General features: G+C 72.6%; 11 protein-coding genes. 5 read left to right on the top strand and 6 right to left on the bottom strand.

What is annotated here, in order from left to right; translation table 11 throughout:
- Together G6O68_RS05325 and G6O68_RS05320 are read right to left on the bottom strand one after the other, a co-directional pair.
- Positions 1 to 670, bottom strand: a 670-nt coding sequence (locus G6O68_RS05325) for a hypothetical protein (protein WP_206108021.1), incomplete at its 3' end; no start/stop codon positions are given.
- Between the two features lie 2,243 nt (positions 671 to 2,913).
- Positions 2,914 to 3,636, bottom strand: coding sequence for a hypothetical protein (locus G6O68_RS05320; protein WP_165245549.1), 723 nt, complete (start codon positions 3,634 to 3,636; stop codon positions 2,914 to 2,916).
- A 1,079-nt stretch (positions 3,637 to 4,715) separates the two neighbouring features.
- Here G6O68_RS05320 and G6O68_RS05315 point away from each other — a divergent pair.
- Complete coding sequence (locus G6O68_RS05315; protein WP_165245547.1) at positions 4,716 to 5,411, top strand: IS5 family transposase; 696 nt, start codon at positions 4,716 to 4,718, stop codon at positions 5,409 to 5,411.
- A 222-nt stretch (positions 5,412 to 5,633) separates the two neighbouring features.
- Here the strand turns inward: G6O68_RS05315 and G6O68_RS05310 are convergent, their stop codons facing one another.
- Both G6O68_RS05310 and G6O68_RS05305 read right to left on the bottom strand, forming a co-directional pair.
- The gene (locus G6O68_RS05310; RefSeq protein ID WP_165245545.1) at positions 5,634 to 6,014 is read right to left on the bottom strand and encodes a hypothetical protein; all 381 of its coding nucleotides are present in this window, start codon (positions 6,012 to 6,014) and stop codon (positions 5,634 to 5,636) included.
- Between the two features lie 2,885 nt (positions 6,015 to 8,899).
- The gene (locus tag G6O68_RS05305; RefSeq protein WP_165245543.1) at positions 8,900 to 9,580 is read right to left on the bottom strand and encodes a hypothetical protein; all 681 of its coding nucleotides are present in this window, start codon (positions 9,578 to 9,580) and stop codon (positions 8,900 to 8,902) included.
- A 274-nt stretch (positions 9,581 to 9,854) separates the two neighbouring features.
- Here G6O68_RS05305 and G6O68_RS05300 point away from each other — a divergent pair, with 274 nt between their 5' ends.
- From G6O68_RS05300 to G6O68_RS05285, 4 genes are all read left to right on the top strand, one after another.
- Positions 9,855 to 10,004, top strand: coding sequence for a hypothetical protein (locus G6O68_RS05300; RefSeq protein WP_165245541.1), 150 nt, complete (start codon positions 9,855 to 9,857; stop codon positions 10,002 to 10,004).
- Between the two features lie 250 nt (positions 10,005 to 10,254).
- Positions 10,255 to 11,526 carry a glycosyltransferase gene (locus G6O68_RS05295; protein WP_165245539.1) on the top strand — a complete coding sequence of 424 codons (1,272 nt, stop codon included), beginning with the start codon at positions 10,255 to 10,257 and terminating at the stop codon, positions 11,524 to 11,526.
- Positions 11,527 to 12,888: 1,362 nt separating this feature from the next.
- Positions 12,889 to 13,995 (top strand): hypothetical protein, encoded by a 1,107-nt coding sequence (locus tag G6O68_RS05290; RefSeq protein WP_165245537.1) that lies wholly within the window; start codon positions 12,889 to 12,891, stop codon positions 13,993 to 13,995.
- 101 nt (positions 13,996 to 14,096) lie between these two features.
- Entirely contained in the window at positions 14,097 to 15,533 is a 1,437-nt protein-coding gene (locus G6O68_RS05285; RefSeq protein WP_165245535.1) for an AAA family ATPase, read from the top strand.
- A gap of 511 nt (positions 15,534 to 16,044) precedes the next feature.
- Here G6O68_RS05285 and G6O68_RS05280 read toward each other — a convergent pair.
- On the bottom strand, positions 16,045 to 16,554 hold the full coding sequence (locus tag G6O68_RS05280; RefSeq protein WP_165245533.1) for a GNAT family N-acetyltransferase: 510 nt from the start codon (positions 16,552 to 16,554) through the stop codon (positions 16,045 to 16,047).
- Positions 16,555 to 16,622: 68 nt separating this feature from the next.
- Positions 16,623 to 16,967 carry a hypothetical protein gene (locus G6O68_RS05275; RefSeq protein ID WP_165245530.1) on the bottom strand — a complete coding sequence of 115 codons (345 nt, stop codon included), beginning with the start codon at positions 16,965 to 16,967 and terminating at the stop codon, positions 16,623 to 16,625.
- Between the last annotated feature and the right edge of the window lie 17 nt (positions 16,968 to 16,984).

Here is a 16,984-nt window from a genome sequence, read left to right as displayed (position 1 = left end):
CGAGCTGAAAGTCGCAGCCGTTGACGTTGCACCAGAGCCGCACCAGTCGCTCGGTCAGGTCGATCTTGGACATGGCCGGCACCGGGATCGCCGCGGAGGGTAGCGTCCGCATCGCCCGGTCCGCCTCGAAGCGGCGAGCCTCGACGCGGTCGGCGTCCGCCCTCAGCACCGCGAGCTGCCGATCGTGCTCGGCGGACTTCAGCGCGATCTTCAGCAGCAAGGCCGCCTGATGGACCAGCGGGCTCGCGTCCGGATCGCCCGCCGCGGCGTGGGGCGGCTTCGGGTCGATCGTCTCGCCCCGCTCGATCCTCCGCAGGATCTCGACCAGGAAGTCGCGGAACTTCCTGCACTCCGGGGACCGCCCCTGCATGGCGATCCGGTAGGCGTCGTCCAGGTCGACGGTCTTGATTCGCTGTCGACCCCCGGCCGTCTCGAAGGGGTAGTACGCGGTACTGCCCCCCAGATCGAGCTTCCCCCTGTTCGACTTGGGGTGGAGCCCGCACACCCCGAGCACGTCGGGCAGGGCGAGCATCGGAAGCCCGCCCCTGAAGTCCGCCCGGATCGGAGTCTCTCCGAACAACAGCGTCTCGTTGCCGAGCTCGTCCTTCCCGCGCGGGAGCGGCGACGCCGACTCCCAGCCGTCCGTCTTACCCGTCTTGACCATATGCATGATGGCTCTCCTCTTCTCGATTACGAATCCTGAAACGAAAACGACCCCGGCCGAGGCTAAGCCCAAGCTCGCATTTGCAGGTAGGTCGACTTCGAGGCGAGCGTCCTTCGCAGTCGTCAGGCCTGCCGGCGCGGCCGGGTCGTCCAACGCGTCACGGCCCTCAGCAAGCGGGGCCGAAGTCGCGCCCGCATAGCCGAACGCGGCCCCCCTCGGCGGCGGCGAAGCGTTCGCCCGTGCGATCCATCCCGCCGACGTCGCCGTCCTTCGCGGCGACGATCGCGGCCTCCCGCGGGGGGTGAGTCCTCGACCCGCATCCCTCCGGTGGTCCTGGGCCTTCGACACGGCCTTCGCGGGAATCGTGGTCGGCCCGCTCCTCCAGTTGTCCGCGGATCGCAGCATCGGCGACGTACTCGACCCGCTAGTCCTAATTGCGGAGTCGGCGTCGCAGGGGCGAGCGATGCGTGACCAGGCCCTGTAGTCGCGCCTGGAGGCCTCCGTCCTCGGCCCTCTGCTTCGAGGCGGTGTAGGCGTTTGAGGCCGCCCGGCCCATAGTCGAGAACTTCGTTCGTGATCTCGAGCTGGTCCTCCGTCGACGGCGTCGGGGCTCCATCCGGGGCCTCGCACCCGTCGCACACGAGGAGGCCGTCATTGTCGTGCCGACGAGAGGGCGGCCGCCTTCAAAGCTCCCTCGCTCCCTCCGCGAGGTCCATGGACGCGAACTGTGCCCACCGGCGGTTGGCGCGCGCTCGTCGAAGAGCGAACACGGGAGTTCGACCGCGAAGACGAACAGGGCTCGTCCCTCGAAGGTGGTCGGCCGCCAGGGGGCCGACCCTCGCCGGCAGGGGGACGGCTAGGTTCGAGAGCTCGAACCGACGACCGTCCAGCAGGGCGGGCCGCTTTCGCTCGGTGCAGGGATCGAACCGCGCCTCGTCCACATTTGAATCCCGTCATTCATCTTTCGCGACCCGGGGGAGGAGCGTCCGCCCGCCCCGATGGTGCGGACGGCCGGGTCGGAGGGCTTCATTTCCCGGTGCCGACGTTCTTCACGATCTGGAGCCGGATCCTGCGAGCACAAGGTCGGCGGCCGAGAAGGAGGTGGACGACGAAGCGCGACTCGGCTGGCGGGAGGGCGTTCTGCGAGCCCGCGACCACCTTCGTCGGAGGGCCGTGTTCCGTAGAACCTCGGCCCCTGGGCGCCGCCGACTTCCCCCCTGACCGATGGCCATGATGAGGTCGTCCCTGCACGCGACGTCTCGCCCGGCTCTCTTGCAAGATCCGGCATGCAACTTCCGATCATGTCGCGAAGGCCGGAACCAAGCCCGTCGTAGAGGATCGACCCCCGCCGATCCCGGAGGGTTCACAGCCGTTCGAGGCTACGACCGAATCGAGAACGACCTGGCGGCCCTGTCGGAACTCCCGCCGACCGGCAGCCAGGGGCCGGGACGAACCGCGAGCGTCGGCGTCGAGAAAACGAAGGTCGGTCTTGCCTGACGGGCGCACCCGCCGCCGGGCGACGACCTTCCGGATCGAGGCGCGAGTCGCCGATGAGGATCCTCGCGTCTCCCGGCGCGTCGGCAGGTCCGATCTCCCACCGCGAGCCGGAAGTCGACCCCTCACGCACCGGCGGAAGATCGGGACGTCGAGCTCGGGGCCCTCAGCGTCGTTCGCAAGTTTCGCGCGGGATCTCGCGGAGGAGGCCGCTCGGGGCGGGAGCTCCGATCTTTCGGTCGTCGCCGTGATTCGTCGGACTGGCGCGTCCCGCCGCCCTGCGGCCCGCACCGGACGCACGTGTCGGGCTTGTGGCCCCGCAGCCTTCGGCCGGTCGCACCGCAGGCGGACGAACCACGCCTACTCGGGGGCCCGTGCATGACGCGGGAGGGACGAGCGACGACGACGGACATGGCGTCCGCCCGCAGCCGTCGGCCGCCATCAGGCTCCCGGGCCGATGTGCCGGTCGGCGGTCGAGACGATGCCGGATGAGCCTGCGGGCCCCTGCAAATGGGAGGCGTCGCCGTGTCGCCCCGGCTCGTCTCGACGCCCTTCGCGAAACGCGCGAGTGCGCCTGCGGGACGCGGCGCGTCCCCCCACCTTGGTGCTCGCCGCCGCCTCAGCCCCGTTCCGGGGTCGGGACGATCTTCGGAATCAGCGCTCCCGACGGTGGGACCTGGAGTCTCTTGATGACCGATAATCGGCTCTGCATCGCCCATCGGTCGATCGCAGTCGTCCTCGCCGAACGTCGGCGGCTACCGATCGTCCGGAAACCTGTCGAAACGATACCTCGGCGGCAGGTCCAGCCACGCGAGCCGATCCTTCCGATCGAGGATGGCCCGGAAGGCGGGGAAGAAGTCGCCGGGGATGGAGTCGGCGCCTCCCCGGGCGACGAGCCTCGCCAGCTCGTCCCTCACGCCTCGCTCGAGCAGGAACAGTTTCAGCTCCTCAAGGCCTTCCCTCGGGGAAGGGTCGAGCCGCTTCGCCTCTTCATACGCGCGGAAGAGCAGGCCCGGCGACCGCACGACGGGATTCGGCCGGCCCGCGACGATCGGCCGGCCGACGTCCCCGGGCTCGGCGAGCAGCGCGGCCCGGTCCGTCGGGTCGATCGCGACGGGCCAGGCGGCGAGGCGGGAGGCGACGGCGGCGCGGAGGACGTCGTAGGGGACCTCCCCAGGCTCGTAGTGCGAGAAGGACTGGAGCAGGCACTCCCAGACGACCCGATGGAACGGCTCGCGGGAGAAGTATGCCGGATCCAGTTCGCGGGCCGCCGCCCTCGCGGCCCTGGGTCGGGCGATCAGGGCGGCGAGGAGCGCGTCGACCTCCCAGGGCCGCAGCCAGGACCGTTCCGGTTCGCGGGCCTCGCCGCGCCTCCGCGGGCGCTTCGCGCTCCGTCCCCGCCGCCGGTTCTTCGGGGTCGGGCGAGGCGGGGTTCCTTCAGGGGTCTCGTCGCGGCGGGGCATAAACCATCCGTACATCAGCAAGCTCCTAAAGAGGGGGAAAAATGGGGCAGCCGCGAACGAACGTAAGCTCGACCTCGTTTCTGCGGACAGGTGGATTCCTTGCATCGGCCCCGTCTCGGCCCACGCCGTTCGCCTGAGCAGCGACGTGGAGGGGCTCGGCCGGTCCCGCGCCGAGGGGCGGACGCGACTCCCGTCGGGGCCGGCGCGTGCCGCTCCGACCCCTCCAAGGGTCATACGCCGGGACATTTCGTCGGCGGCCGTCCGAGGGCTCGCCGGGCCGCCGGGCGGAATCCCGCGGGACGACGCATGATTCGCCCTCCCGGGGGCCGGCCACGCCGAACTTCCGGCGGGCATGGGACCTGAGGGGTACGGAGAGGGGTAGTCGCGGGAACGGCGACTCGGTCCGGACCGGCCCCGGAAGCGGCTCGCGTGCGAAACCGTCCCGGGCTGCGGACGCGATGGGCCCGACGAAACGCCCATGCACGGTCGTTGCGACGGCGATCGGCGCCTCGCCCCCAGGACAACCGATCGGGAGGCCGCCCGCCGGCCGGCTCCGTCAATCCCGCTCGGACGTCGGCCCGGGGAGATCCTCGGCGTCGCGAGGGTCCCATGGCCCGCCGCGCACCACCCCGGGTTCTCGCCCCGACCACGCTTCCCAGGCCGTGGAGGCCGTCGATCACGCCGCGCACGCGTCGAAACCCACGCTCCGACACGCGATCCCTCCGCGGCCGGCCTCGACGTCGGCCAGGTAGGAGCGACGCGAGGCTGGTCGGATTTGCGGCCGGCAGAACGGCGGCCGTGTGATCGACCGCCTTATCGACCCCGACCCGCCCCAACTCGAGGGTGCCGCTCGCGGCCTCGCTTCGTCTTTCACGTCGCGATCCCGGCCGTTGCAGGGGCCGAGGACGCCCGTCGGGGATCGGCGATACTTCGGCGAGCCAATCGAGCCGGAAGGAGCCCCGAGTCGTCGAGTCGGGCCTCCCGGCGATGGGGCAGGGCCCGCTCCACTCGGTCCGCCCGGGGGTGATCGAGAGTTCGACCGCTCCGCAGAGCCCGTGCAAGGAGTGGCCTGCAAGGCCTGGGATTCGCGGGCCATGTCGCCCATGAGACGCAAGAACCACCCCGCCGACCCGACCGACGAGCTGTGGGACCTCGTGCGGCCGCTGCTTCCGAAGGCCGAGCCCGGCGGCCGCCAGCCCTCGGTCGACCTCCGCGAGGTCCTGTACGCCGTCCGGGGCGGCGTCCACTTGCGGACGCTCCCGAACGACCTGCCCCCCTGGGGCGCGGTCCAGTACTGCTACCGCCGCCGGCGGCTCGACGGGACCCGGGACCGGATCATGGAGGCCCTACGGGCCCGCCTGCGGCACGCCGACGGCCGGAAGAAGAGCCCGTCGGCGGCGATCGTAGACAGCCGGACGGTCCGCACGGCCGAGGGGGGCGTGCAGGTCTACGACGCGGGCAAGAGGGCGCTCGTCCGCAAACGGGCCATGGTCATCGACACGCTGGGCTTGATCCCGGCGGTCGTGGTCCGCTCGGCGAGCGTCGAGGACCGCGACGCGGTGAAGCTGGTCCTGCCCCGATTGAAGGGCCGCACGCCGCGGCTGCGGCCGATCCGGGCCGACTCCGACTACGAGGCGGCCGTTGGCCGGGCGAGGGAGTTCGCCGGCCGGCTCCTGGAAATGGTCCGCAAGCCCGAGGACCGGAAGGGCTTCGTCGTCCCGCCTCGGCGTTGGGCGGTCGAGCGGACCTTCGGCCGCCTGACGAGCGGCCGGCGGCCGGCTGATGAATAGCCGACGGCCGGCCCGCGACTACGAACGCCTGGTCGAGTCGAGCGAGGCGATGGCGAGATCGTCGATGATCCATCCCACGCTCGAGCGACTCAGGCCGGCGTGGGCCTATTCCTACCCGCCGTCCCAGGCGGCACGAACCGGCAGCGCTCGAACTCAGGCTCTCATGAAGCACCACCAGCGAGCGGCGCAGGATCCCGCTCGACCTCCGGGCGGCGTTCGATCTCAGCACCTCTCATCAAGCATCACATGCGAGCGACGCACGATCTCCCCCATCGCGTCCTCGGCCCAGCCCAGCTTCTCCTGGCCGGCCTCGATGATCATCGCGTAGGTGTAGCCTGGATCCTCATCGCCTTCGGGCGGATAGGTGGCGTACGCCAACTCCCGCAGCCCCTCCACGTCCAGGAGGCGGCGGAATTCGGCCAATTCCTCGTCGCGGAGAGTCGGGAATCCCTCGTAGGGGTTGTTGTTGAACAAGCAGAGCACGCCCGCCTCCTCGATGAACCAGACCCCGCGTCGGGTAGGGAAGTGGTCCTCACACGCATGGAGCGCCAGATCCTGCGCCAACCTCCGCCAATCGATCAGGCCCTTCGACGCTTTCGGCATCGGCTTCTCCTTGGGTTTGCGTCCGCTCAGCAAGGGACGCGGTTAGTGCTGCACCGTGACTTCGACGGCCGGGCTGAACGCCCCGGCCGGCCGGCCGTGCGAGGTTCACACCCCGCCCGCCCGAGGGCAATCGGCCCAAGGCCGACTCGTCGATCCCGAATCGACGGGCCGCCATGGACCTATCGCGATCTCCTGCGACGAGATTCGATTCGAACCGCTGAGAGAGTAAGGCGAGGTTCAAAACTGCAGGTACCCCGATCTCTGCATGTCGGGAAATTCCCGTCCGCCCCCGCGGGGGCCGATGCCGGCCGGGGGGCGAAACCGGCCTCGACGCGTCGAGTCCTCGGTCGCCGCGACGCGGCCGTCCTTGGATCTCGCGTTCCGAAGTCGACCTGCAGCCGAGGACCCCGACGGCCCCGGAAGGGCGAGCCGAGATGGTCGGGGGACGGTCGGGGAGAGCGTCCCCTCGTCCGTCCCCCCCCCGCAGCGGCGGCGACCCGAAAGGAGGAAGGCCCGGAAGCCGCCCCCGACGGCGCTTCGAACCGAGCGACGCGTCGACGGGGATGATCGCGTCCCGGGCGTGTAGGTCGTCCCGTTATCGCCCGCTCGACCACGGGCCCATCACGAACTTCCGGAACACCTCTGATGTCGGCTTCGAAAGCCTCGGCGTAGCTCGTGCGCGTCGCTCGGGCATCTCGGCCTCCGGCGTCCGGTTGAAACCGGTCCACCGCCTGGGGCGGCCGGGGCTCCCGTCCGGCCGGGCGGGAACCGCCCCCAGCTCCCCGAAAGGCCGACGGCCGGGGATTGCCGCGGCGGCCGTCCGAGTGCGCGGGGACGCCGACTCGGCCCGGCCTGGGCCTCGAAGCGAAACGCGTGCGACTCTACGCCGGGCGGCGTACGCGAGCCCTACGCCGAATCGCCCTCGCACGGTCGTTGCGACGGCGATCGGCGCCTCGCCCCCGGGACTACCGATCGGGAGGGTGCCCGCCGGCCGACTCCGCCACGAGCGCCCGACGTCGAGCCAAGGCGTCGCGAGGTCTCCACACCGGCCGCGGACCACCGCGGGATTTCTCGCCGCGAGCACGATGCTGGGGCCGCGGCGGCCGTCTTCGGGCACCGGGCCCGTCGAACCCGATGCTCCGACGCGCGGACTCCCCGACGCCGGTCACGAGGTCGGCCCGGCGGGTGCGACGCGGGCAAGTCCGGAGTCTCGACCGTGCCTTCGGCTGTCGGGCGATCGCCCCGCCGGGCTCGACCCGCCTTCCGCCTCGCCGGGACGAGACCGCTCCCGGCTTCGCATCGCCGTCCCCGGCGAGATCCGGCCGTCGAAGGGGCCGAGGACGCTCGTCGGGATCGCCGATCCTCGGAGGGCGGGCCCGGCGAGCTGGAGGGAGGAGTGAGCCGTCGAACCGGCTTCCCGGCGGTGGGCCGGCCTCGCTCGTCGCGGCCCGCCCCGAGGCGATCGGGCGCCGGCCGCTCCCCAGATCTCCTTGTAGCGAGCGAACGGACGTCGAAAGCGCCTCAGGCGTCGTTGGGTCGTCGTCTTCCGCCACGCGGCTCCACCCCTGAGGCGATCCGAAGTGTCCTCCGTCGGAAGTCTACTCGCCCTCTAACGGTGAATCCCATGATTCACTCGCGACCGCTCCTGGGCCGCGCGCACTACATCCAACCTGCGGGCGGGTTGGCTTCGTCCTCGAGGGGTCGAAACTCCTCGCCTTCGCCGGCGTCGGGGGGTCGCATCGTCTACATACGTCCGTACGACCCGTCCGGTCTTCGCACGGCAAGGGGCGAACTCATCGGCCTTTCCCGTCCGCCCGGCGTTGCATATGACCGCGGCCGACCTCCGCAGGGGCGACTTCCCCGCCCAGGCGAGGACGACGGTTCGCTCGCCGGCCGTGCTCGAGACTCGAGGTCGCGGCCGGACCTAGCCGACCCGCCGCGACCGCCCGGCGGGCGACCGTTCGGCGTTGGCCGTTCCAAGGTCGTGGATGGACGGGCCGGCTCCGGTCAGGTGGGATTCAAGGCGGGATCGAGTCGTGCCCGGGGCGGCGGGCCGCGCGACCTCGGCGACCCAGCTCCTCCCCCACGGCTCGGGAGAACCCGCCTGCCCCGCCGTGATCGGCCCCGAGAGGCGGGCGGCGGGACCGGGGGCGATCGCCCCTCGAGCATTCACGCGGGGAAGGGTCGCGATGGTTTCCTGTGCGCATGCGCACCTATTGGTAGGGATCGCGCACTCTCGTCGCTGCTCCGTCGATCGGCAGCGGACCGCCGGCCCGCCTTCGGGCCGGAACGCGAGCGGCGTGGAGACGATCGCTCCTCCGGTCGCGGCGCGACGGTTCATCGGCGAAGGGTGCGGGCGGCCCAGCCGGCCGTCCGTGGGCCTATGCGCGGTGAGATTAGACGAACGGCGCCGCCCGGCCGCGATGAGCGGCGTGAGCCCGCCGGCCGCTCTCCTACAGGGCCGCGACGTCGCGGAAGCGGGAGAATTCGTGCTCGAGCTCCAGGACGCGGTCCCCGGCCGCCTCCCCGCGGCGGGAGAGCCCGCAGGTGACGCGGAGGGGCCGAGACGCGCGGTCCGGCACGCCCAGGTGGAAGACCCCGTGGGCGTACGGGCCGAAACGCTTCGCCTCGGCGACGAGGGCCCGATGGAGCCGCCCGACCGGCGACGACCGAAGGCCCCAGGGGGCCGCGCCTGACGATCAGCCAGGCGGGGATGCCGAACGGGGCGGCGATCTTGTCGGCCGCCTCGACGAGGAACGACCGGACGGCGTCCCGCATGCGGGGCTCGGGGCCGGGCCCCCGTCCTCGCGCGCCAGGCTCCTCCGGAGGGCCTCGTCGACGCAGTCGACGACCGGGAGGCCCGGGGGCGATCCCTGGTCCGCCAACTAGAAGTGCGAGGCGAGCTCGCCCACGCCGCCGCAGCGGTGCCAGCGGCCGTCGCCCCTCCCGGTCATCTCGAGGGCCTGCAGGGCGCGGCCGGGGCCGGCCGTGAACTCCCGGATCCGCTCCTCCTCGCCCGGCAGGTCGTCGAGGCGGCTTTCGCCCCGACGCCGATACATTTCCTCTCCGTAGGGGAGTAGCGCCCCCCGGGTGGAGCACGGCCTTTCGGCCCCCGGGGCGATCCCCTGGAGCAGCCGGGTCCACGAGACGGCCGCGCCGCAAGAGAAGACGCGGTGCCCGAGCTCCTCGTGGGGGATCTGGTACGAGGCGAGATAGGCCGCCTTCATCGGTCCGCCGGCGAGGTGGGCGGCGTGGAGGCGCCCGGCACCGCCGATCGCGACCTGGACGGCGTGATGGGAGCCGCCGGCGTAGTGCGGGCCGACCATCAGGTGGACCTCGCCGCCCGCCTGGCCTTCGCCGAGCAGCGCGTCGAGGTGGGGGACGCCGGTCCCGAACCGCCCGGCGGGCCGCACCCCTCCCGGCGACCCGTCACGCCTGAGCGGCTCCGGTCCGCCCGGCGTCTCGATCTCGGAGACCCTGCTCTGGACGGGACTCGTCCGGCATGCGAGGCCCGCGGCCGGGACGTCGCCCTTCTGGTTCGATTCGTCATATTCGTTCACGCCCATTGGAATGCTCTCAAACGGTGCTTGAAGGCTGGGACCACGGCGGCCGAGGGTACTCGCGGGCGCGGATCGGCGGTTAGGCGGATATCGAACCGATCACCTTCCTCACCGTCCCTCGCGGGCCCGAGGCGAGCGGCGACCGACCGAACCGGCCGGCGTCCGGGATCTAGAGGGACGGCGGGCGATCCCGGCGGATCCTGGAGCCATCCGGCCGTCGCACCCGCCACCCCGGCGACGGGCGAGTGGTGGGGCCGGCTCGCGGCTCGAATTGAATCACGTGATTCACCCGGTGACCGAGGACGCCGCCGACCGCTTCGTCCGTCGGGCGTCGACGATCATGGCGCGTCGGCTGCTCGCGGGCCTCCTGGCCAGGTCGGTGACGTCGGGCGGTCGCCTCGAGCCCTCCTCCGGCTCCGCGCCGCCGTGACGGCCGTCGTCGGACACGGCGCCGGAGCCGCCCGATCCGCCGCCTCCTCAACCGCCCGGCGATGGAGGCCGGCCGGCGGACGGACGGGGTGATGGGGGCGTGCCCATGGAGGTCCCCTGGGGCGAGGTCGCGGCGCGGCGGCCGCCGATGCGCCTCCGGTGGACGAGAACCGGCCGGCGAGCGATAATCGCCCCAGGTCGTGGGAGCCGGCCCAGGCCGTCGAGGCCGCTTGGCGGTCGGGAGCGAACGCGTGGACCATGTCGGCATCGTCTGCCCGAATGCGCCGGGGCACGTCAACCCGATGGTCGCCCTGGCCGATGCGATCCGCACCCGCGGCCGTCGCGTCACCTTCTTCCTGCTGGGCGAGCCGCCCGCGGCGGCGACGGCCGCCGGTTTCGAGGTCGTGCCGGTGGGCGGATCCGTCTACCCGGCGGACGAGTATCGGGCGGACTTCGTGCGCCTCGGCTCGCTCCGGGGACGCGCGGCCCTGGAGCACACGATCGCCGTGTTCGGCCGCTCGGCCGAAGCCGTGCTGACGGTCGGGCCGGGCGCCGTCCGCGACGCCGGGATCACCCACCTGCTCGTCGACCAGGCCTCGTCGTCGGCCGGCACCGTGGCCGACCGGCTCGGCCTGCCGTCCGCGACCATCTGCAACGCGTTGATCCTGCACCCGGACCCGGACGCCCCGCCGTACTTCACCCCGTGGCCGCCCGCCGAGGGCGCGTGGTCGCGGCTGCGGAACCGGACGGCGTGGGCGGGGCTGGACTGGAAGGCCAGGCCGATCCTGGCCCGGATCCGCGACCACCGCCGGCGCCACGGGCTGTCCGTCCCGCGCCGGCTCGCCGACACCTGGTCGAACCGGCTCCAGATCAGCCAGCAGCCGGAGGCCTTCGAGTTCCCCCGGTCGAAGTTGCCGGCCTCGGTCCGATTCGTGGGCCCATTGCGACTCCCCTGCGGCTATCCCCCGGTGGCCTTCCCCTGGGACCGGCTGGACGGCCGCCCGCTGATCTACGCCTCGCTCGGCACCCTCCAGAATCGGATCGCGGCCGCCTTCCGGACGATCGCCGAAGCCTGCGCCGGGCTCGACGCCCAGCTCGTGATCTCGACGGGCCGCGGGATCGCGCCGGAGGCCCTCGGCGACCTGCCGGGCCGACCCGTCGTGGTCTCCTACGCGCCCCAGCTGGAGTTGCTCGGCCTCGCCGCCCTGGCGGTCACGCACGCCGGCCTGAATACGGTCCTCGACGCCCTGAGCCTGGGGGTGCCGATGGTGGCCGTGCCGGTCGCCAACGAACAGCCCGGGACCGCCGCGCGGGTCGCCTGGGTGGGTGCCGGCGAGGCCCTCCCCCCGTTCGAACGGCTCACGCCCGAGGCGATGCGCGCGGCGATCTCCCGGGTGCTCCGAGATCCGTCCTATCGGCAGGCGGCCCGGCGGATCCAATCGTCCATCCGCGAGGGTGGCGGCGCCCCGAAGGCCGCCGAGTTGATCGAGACCGAGCTGCTGGACGGCGGATGGGCCCGGTAGGCCCCCCGATCCCGCTCGACGGCTTGCGAGGATCGTCCGGCCGACGGGCACCCTCCGTTGGAGCCTCGGTGGGGCCGTCATCGCGGGTCGTCGATCGGTATTGGAGACGCCCTTGGTCGGATTGCCGATCGGCGACGGCCCTCTTCGGCGGCCTGGCGGGGGATGCAGAGAAGGCCGGACGACCCTCGCCTCGTCGCGAGCGCCGAACCGGCGGGAGGATCGCGGTGATGGTCGACCGGGAGGGATGCCTCGCGTCGAGGCGGTGCAGGGGACGAGGACCAAGTCCGCCGTCCGTGTCGCCGGTTCGGCGCGTCCATCTCGGCCCATGCCGCCCCGCCCGGGAGGGAAAACTTGAATCACGTCATTCAGATCGGGACCCGCCTCGGTCGGAAACGCCCGCGAAGCCGCCGGTGGAGGCCCGATCCCCCTCGCCTCCCGGAGCGACCGCCCGGCCTTGCGACCCGCATCTCGTGGCGCGCTCCGAGGCGGACCGGCCCGGTCAAGGCGGCGTCGACTCGTCGGGGACGGGCCTCGCCCATCGGGACCCTTCCTACGCGGCCCGGGAGCGTCCGACGAGCGTGACGGGCGCGAGTCGGAGAATCGGCGTCCCGACCGCCGCGATTCTACGCCGGGAACTCATGCGACCCTCGTCGTCCCGCTGGTTGGGCTGCACCCTCTGGAGATCAGCCGGACGCGGGCGCCGCGACGTCCACGCGACGCTTCCACCGTCTGCGGGCGCGAGAGGTGGATCGGGGGGGGCGAGCACGGTCGGAAGCCACGCTCCCGCTTCGTCGGGGAAGCCCTCCTATAGGGCGCGTCCCTCATGGCCCAGTCTACGTAATCCTCTAACAACAAGGAACTTGGGTCGGGCTACGAGCGACGTGGACGCCCGGCCCCATTCGGCTCGTCGCGCGCCCACGGTCGCGTCGAACGTTCCGCGACCATGAATCGGATCGACCGAGGTTGGGCCCCGGCCCTCACGCCCCGCTCGGGAGGCCGTAGCCCAATGCAAGTCGTTTCCAGGGAATGACCTGCGACACTCCGCCATCTTCAGGCGGCAAGGAGCATGGCCCGACGTAAATCCCGGCCCCGAAGCGACTTGGACGATCGGGCCGTCCACCGACCCCCGCATCAACGGTCGAGAGGCGAGATCCTTCCTTCGGACGGGTCTCGGAGAAGTCGGCGTACGTGCGGCGGGAAGTCCCGGCTAGCGTGATGCGGACGGGTGGAGGGGTGACGAACGGTTCGCCCCCTCCCCGAAAGACCGAGAGCACCACCATGGAAGCCGCCACGCCCCCGCCTCGGCATCGAGAGACGCTCGAGCGGCCGACGCCGCCGGGCCGCCCCGACGGGCCTGTACCCATGCAGGACGCGTCCGATCTTCCAGACGCGACGGCGTGGAAGGCCGCCCCCACGCCCGCTCCCGGGGCGTCGCTCGGTTCCCCTCGCGAGCCGGAGAGGGGCCCCGGCCACCGCTCCCGGCGGGCGGCCGCCCACGCCTGGTCGATCGACTACCTGGCGGGCCAGGGGATCGAGCTGCACGCGACTCGGCCCGAATCCAAGCTCCCCGCCCAGGCCGGCTGGGCCTCCGCCGGGCGGGACCCCGCCGAGCTGCGCGACGTCCTGCGAGTCTTCCCGGAGCTAGGCCTGGCCGGCCGCCTGGGGCCGTACCGGGACCGCTGGCTGATTGAGGTCGAGGTCGACGGCCCGGGGGGCCGGGAATCGGCCGAGGGCCTGCTGGGGCCGTTGCGGACGGCCTGCTGGCTCTCCTCCCGCGGCCCGCACTGGCTGGCCTGGGTCCCCGAACTGCACGCCCGCCTGCTGCGGCCCGTCAAGAACCACCCCGCCTTCCCCGGCCTCGAGGTCCGGATCGGCGGCTGGAACGCCCGCCTGGGGCGGCCCAAGGGGGTCCAGTTCTGCGTCCCGCCGACGGCCACCGGGGGGTTCGCCAGGACGTGGGTAGATGCGTCCCCCGTCGCCTGGCTGCCGGACGCCGCCCTCGTCCGCCTCCTCGGCTTCTCGGCGGCCCAGACCCGGTCCGCCGGCGAGAGGGCGGTGGGGGTGGCCGCCCGGGAGGGCGGGGCGGCGTACGGACATGACGCCGGCGGCCGCGGCGTCGACTTCGAGGCGGCGGAGGAGGTCGACGAGGACGACGCCGAATGGATCGAGTACCGCCGCGGGCGCGTCCTCGAGGACTTCGCCCGGATCGGCCCGGCGATCTCCGGGGCCGGCGGCCACGACGCGACCTTCGCGGCGGCGTGCGCGGTCGTCGAGGCCGGCGTCCCGGAGGACGACCAGATGGAGTTTCTGGAGGCCTACAACCTCGACTGCGACCCCGAGTGGTCCGCGCAGGAGCTGGAACACAAGCTCGAGGACGCCCGGATCCGGGTCGGCGACGTCCGCCGGAAGCGGGACCGGCTGTGGCGCGCCTTCGCCTCTCGCAAGGGGAGGCCTCGGACGGGCTTGTGAGGACGGAAGACGGGGAGGCGGCGCGTCGCGGAGATCGGATTACGCATAAAGGAAGACCCTCGGGCCGCCGAACCGAGGGTCTCGGGAGCAAGCCGAAGATCATGGACAACTGCAACGGATCGGGGCCGGACGGGCCGTGGGGCCCTGCGCCCGGGGCGCCGAGCGTCGTCGACGATCGGTCCGGCCCCGCGACGGACGAAGCCGACGCGGCTACTTCGCGAGCGGGTCGCGGCGTCTCGGAGCCGGCCGTCGCCGCGGACGAAGGAGCCCCCCGGGCGGATGGCCCGACGACGGGGATCCCCGCCGCCCGGCCGTCGACCCCCGAGGCGGACGCGCTCGCCGCGAAGCTGGAGGCCGAGGCGGCCCGGCCGAAGGCGTCCAGGGCCCCCCGGGAGGCGAGGGCGAAGGCCGAGCGGGCGGCCCGGCTGCGAGACTCGGGGTACCGCGGCCGGAAGCCCCGCGAGATCTCCGAGAGCTTGGGCGGGCTCCGGCCCCTCTGGGAGGGATGGCTGTACCTCGGCGAGATGAGCATGCTGCGATCGGGGCCCAAGGTGGGGAAGACTCGGATCTGCATGACCATCGCCCGGGACCTGTACGGGCGCGACGCCTGGGGGGACGGGGCCCCGAACCCGTACCGGGGCGGCAGGACGCTCGTCCTCCCGTACGACAAGAACGTCGCCGAGCTCGACGAGGAGCTGATGAAGCTCGGGGTGCAGGACGCCGTGACGATCCCCACCGACCCCGACGACGAGGCGGGGCTTCGCGTGCCCGACCTCGACGACCCCCGCCTGATCGACCTGCTGGACTACCTGATCGAGCAGGACCCCGCCCACCGGCTGATCGTGGTGGACACGCTGACGTACGGCGCGCACCTGAGCCTCGGCAAGCCCGAGGACATGAAGCGGATGCTGGACCCGATCATGGATTTGGCGGCGAGGCGGTCCGTCGCGCTCCTGGTCCTGATCCACGAGAACCGACAGGGGGGCGCCCTCGGCCGCCGCATCACCGAGCGGGCCCGCGTCCTTTGGAGCCTGAAGCGTCGCGGCGAGGAGGACCGGTCCAGGCTGCGGCTCGCCGTCGAGGAGTCGAACTTCAAGGCCCGGCCGGCCCTCGACGTCGAGCACGCCGAAGCCGGGGTCGTGTTCTCCCCAGTCGGCCGCGAGGCCAGGCCCGCCCACGAGGCCGACGCCTGCGCCCGCTGGATCGTCGACCGCCTCCGGCGGGCGCGCCGGCCCGTCGGCTGGGTCGAGCTGGCGGACGCCGCCGGCGCGGCCGGCCTGATCGGGCGGGTGGGCCCGGACGGCCGTTGGACCGACCGCCGCAAGATCGACCGGGCGATCGCCCGGGTCAACGCCCCGGCCCCGAGCCTCGTCGACCTGGGGGTCGTCGTCGAGGTCGAGAAGCGCAGGGAGCCCGGCCGGACCAGGGCTCTGTCCGTCTATTCGCTCCGCGACCTCGGCGGGGACGAGCCGCCGTCCGGCCCGGCCGATCCCGCATGCGAGGCTGGGGCCGGCGGCCTCCCGGAGGAGCCGACGTAGGGGCCCGCCGAGGGACTCGCCGGACGCGGGCCGCGGTCGCGCTCGGCGGCGAGGCGGTCGATCCGGGCGACCCTCTCAGGCTCGTCGCGCGGGAGGGCGGCCGCGGGGCTCGCCTCCTCCTGCAAACTGCGCTCGTGCGCGGCGGCACCCTCCCGTCGTCGGGCGCGGCCCCCGCGACGACCGGACGAGTCTCGCGGGGCGAGGTTGGCCCGTCCCCCGGCTCGCCGCTTCGCGGGCGGCGGGTCGGTCGGCCGATCGCCGCCTCGTGATGAATCCCATGATTCACGGTCCCGGCCGTCGGGGCGGGCGTAGTCGCGGTCGACGGCGGAGCCGGGAGTCGGGGCCACGACGTCCGGGCGGGCGCGACGGCGGCCGACGCCACCCCGCCGGCTGTCTCGATCGGTCTCGACGACGAAGGCGCCCCAGGGCATCGAGCGAGGCGCCGGCGGCGGCCGTCAGGCGGTCGATGAAGCGGGCTTGGGACGGCTCCGTCGTAGGGGAGGCCGACGGCTCACCCCGCCCACTCCTCACGCCTCAGCCGGTAGACGAAGCAGTCGTCGTCGCCGAACCGCCTCCGCTCCACGTATCGGAAGCCGAGCCGTTCGTAGAACCGGTGGGCCGCCGCGTTGCTCGCCAGGGGGTCGATCAGGATCGCCGCGACCTCGGGCGGTGCGAAGCAGCGGGCTACGGCCTGCCGCATCATCTCCTTGCCGTAGCCGCGATTCAGGTCGCCCGCCTCGCCGATCCAGATGTCGATGGCCCGCAGGTTCGCAGGCGCGTCGCCCCAGTAGTGCGAATCCTCCTCGGCCGGGTCGATGATCTGCAGGAACCCGATCGGACGGCCGTCCAGCTCCGCGATGAGCTGCTCACGCCACGGCGGGTTCCGCACCAGCTCCGTTTCCCAACCCCAATCGTCGTTCGGGTCGGACGCGACGGCGTGAGGCTGTTCGTCCCAGTGGCGGAGCATCTCAAGGTCGCCGGGGTTGGCGGGGCGAAGCGTGATGGGTTCGCGCGGTTTCATCGGCGTACGCTCCGTGGGCCGTCGGGGGAGGGCGGCGGCCGGAGTGCCGACCGGCACCACGACCACGGTCACATCTGCCCTATCCCAATCCTCTCGATCTGCTCCATGCTCGGGAAGCCCCGCGTGCGCCACCGCGGCGGACACATCCCCGCGTCCTCGGGCGGATCCCCGGCGATCTCCTTCACGCGCTCGAACGTGCCGATGGCGGCCATGGCCCCGCCTTCCCGCATGATCGCCAGCTTCTCGGCCTCCGGGAGCAAGGTTTCCACGCCCTCGCCCCGGACGCCGTAGCTCACGGACGACCCGTCCGGCCGCCGGCCTGCGGTGAAGGAGGCGACGAAGACGTCGACGCCCTCCTTCTCGTAATCGGCCTCCAGCGCCTCCTTCTGCCGGTCGAACAAGGCCTCGAGCATTTGTCCGCGATTGATGA

The organism is Paludisphaera soli (genome assembly GCF_011064595.1).
GTDB lineage: Bacteria > Planctomycetota > Planctomycetia > Isosphaerales > Isosphaeraceae > Paludisphaera > Paludisphaera soli.
Note: the sequence above shows the minus strand (reverse complement) of the source record. Positions and strands in the feature narration are given on the sequence as shown.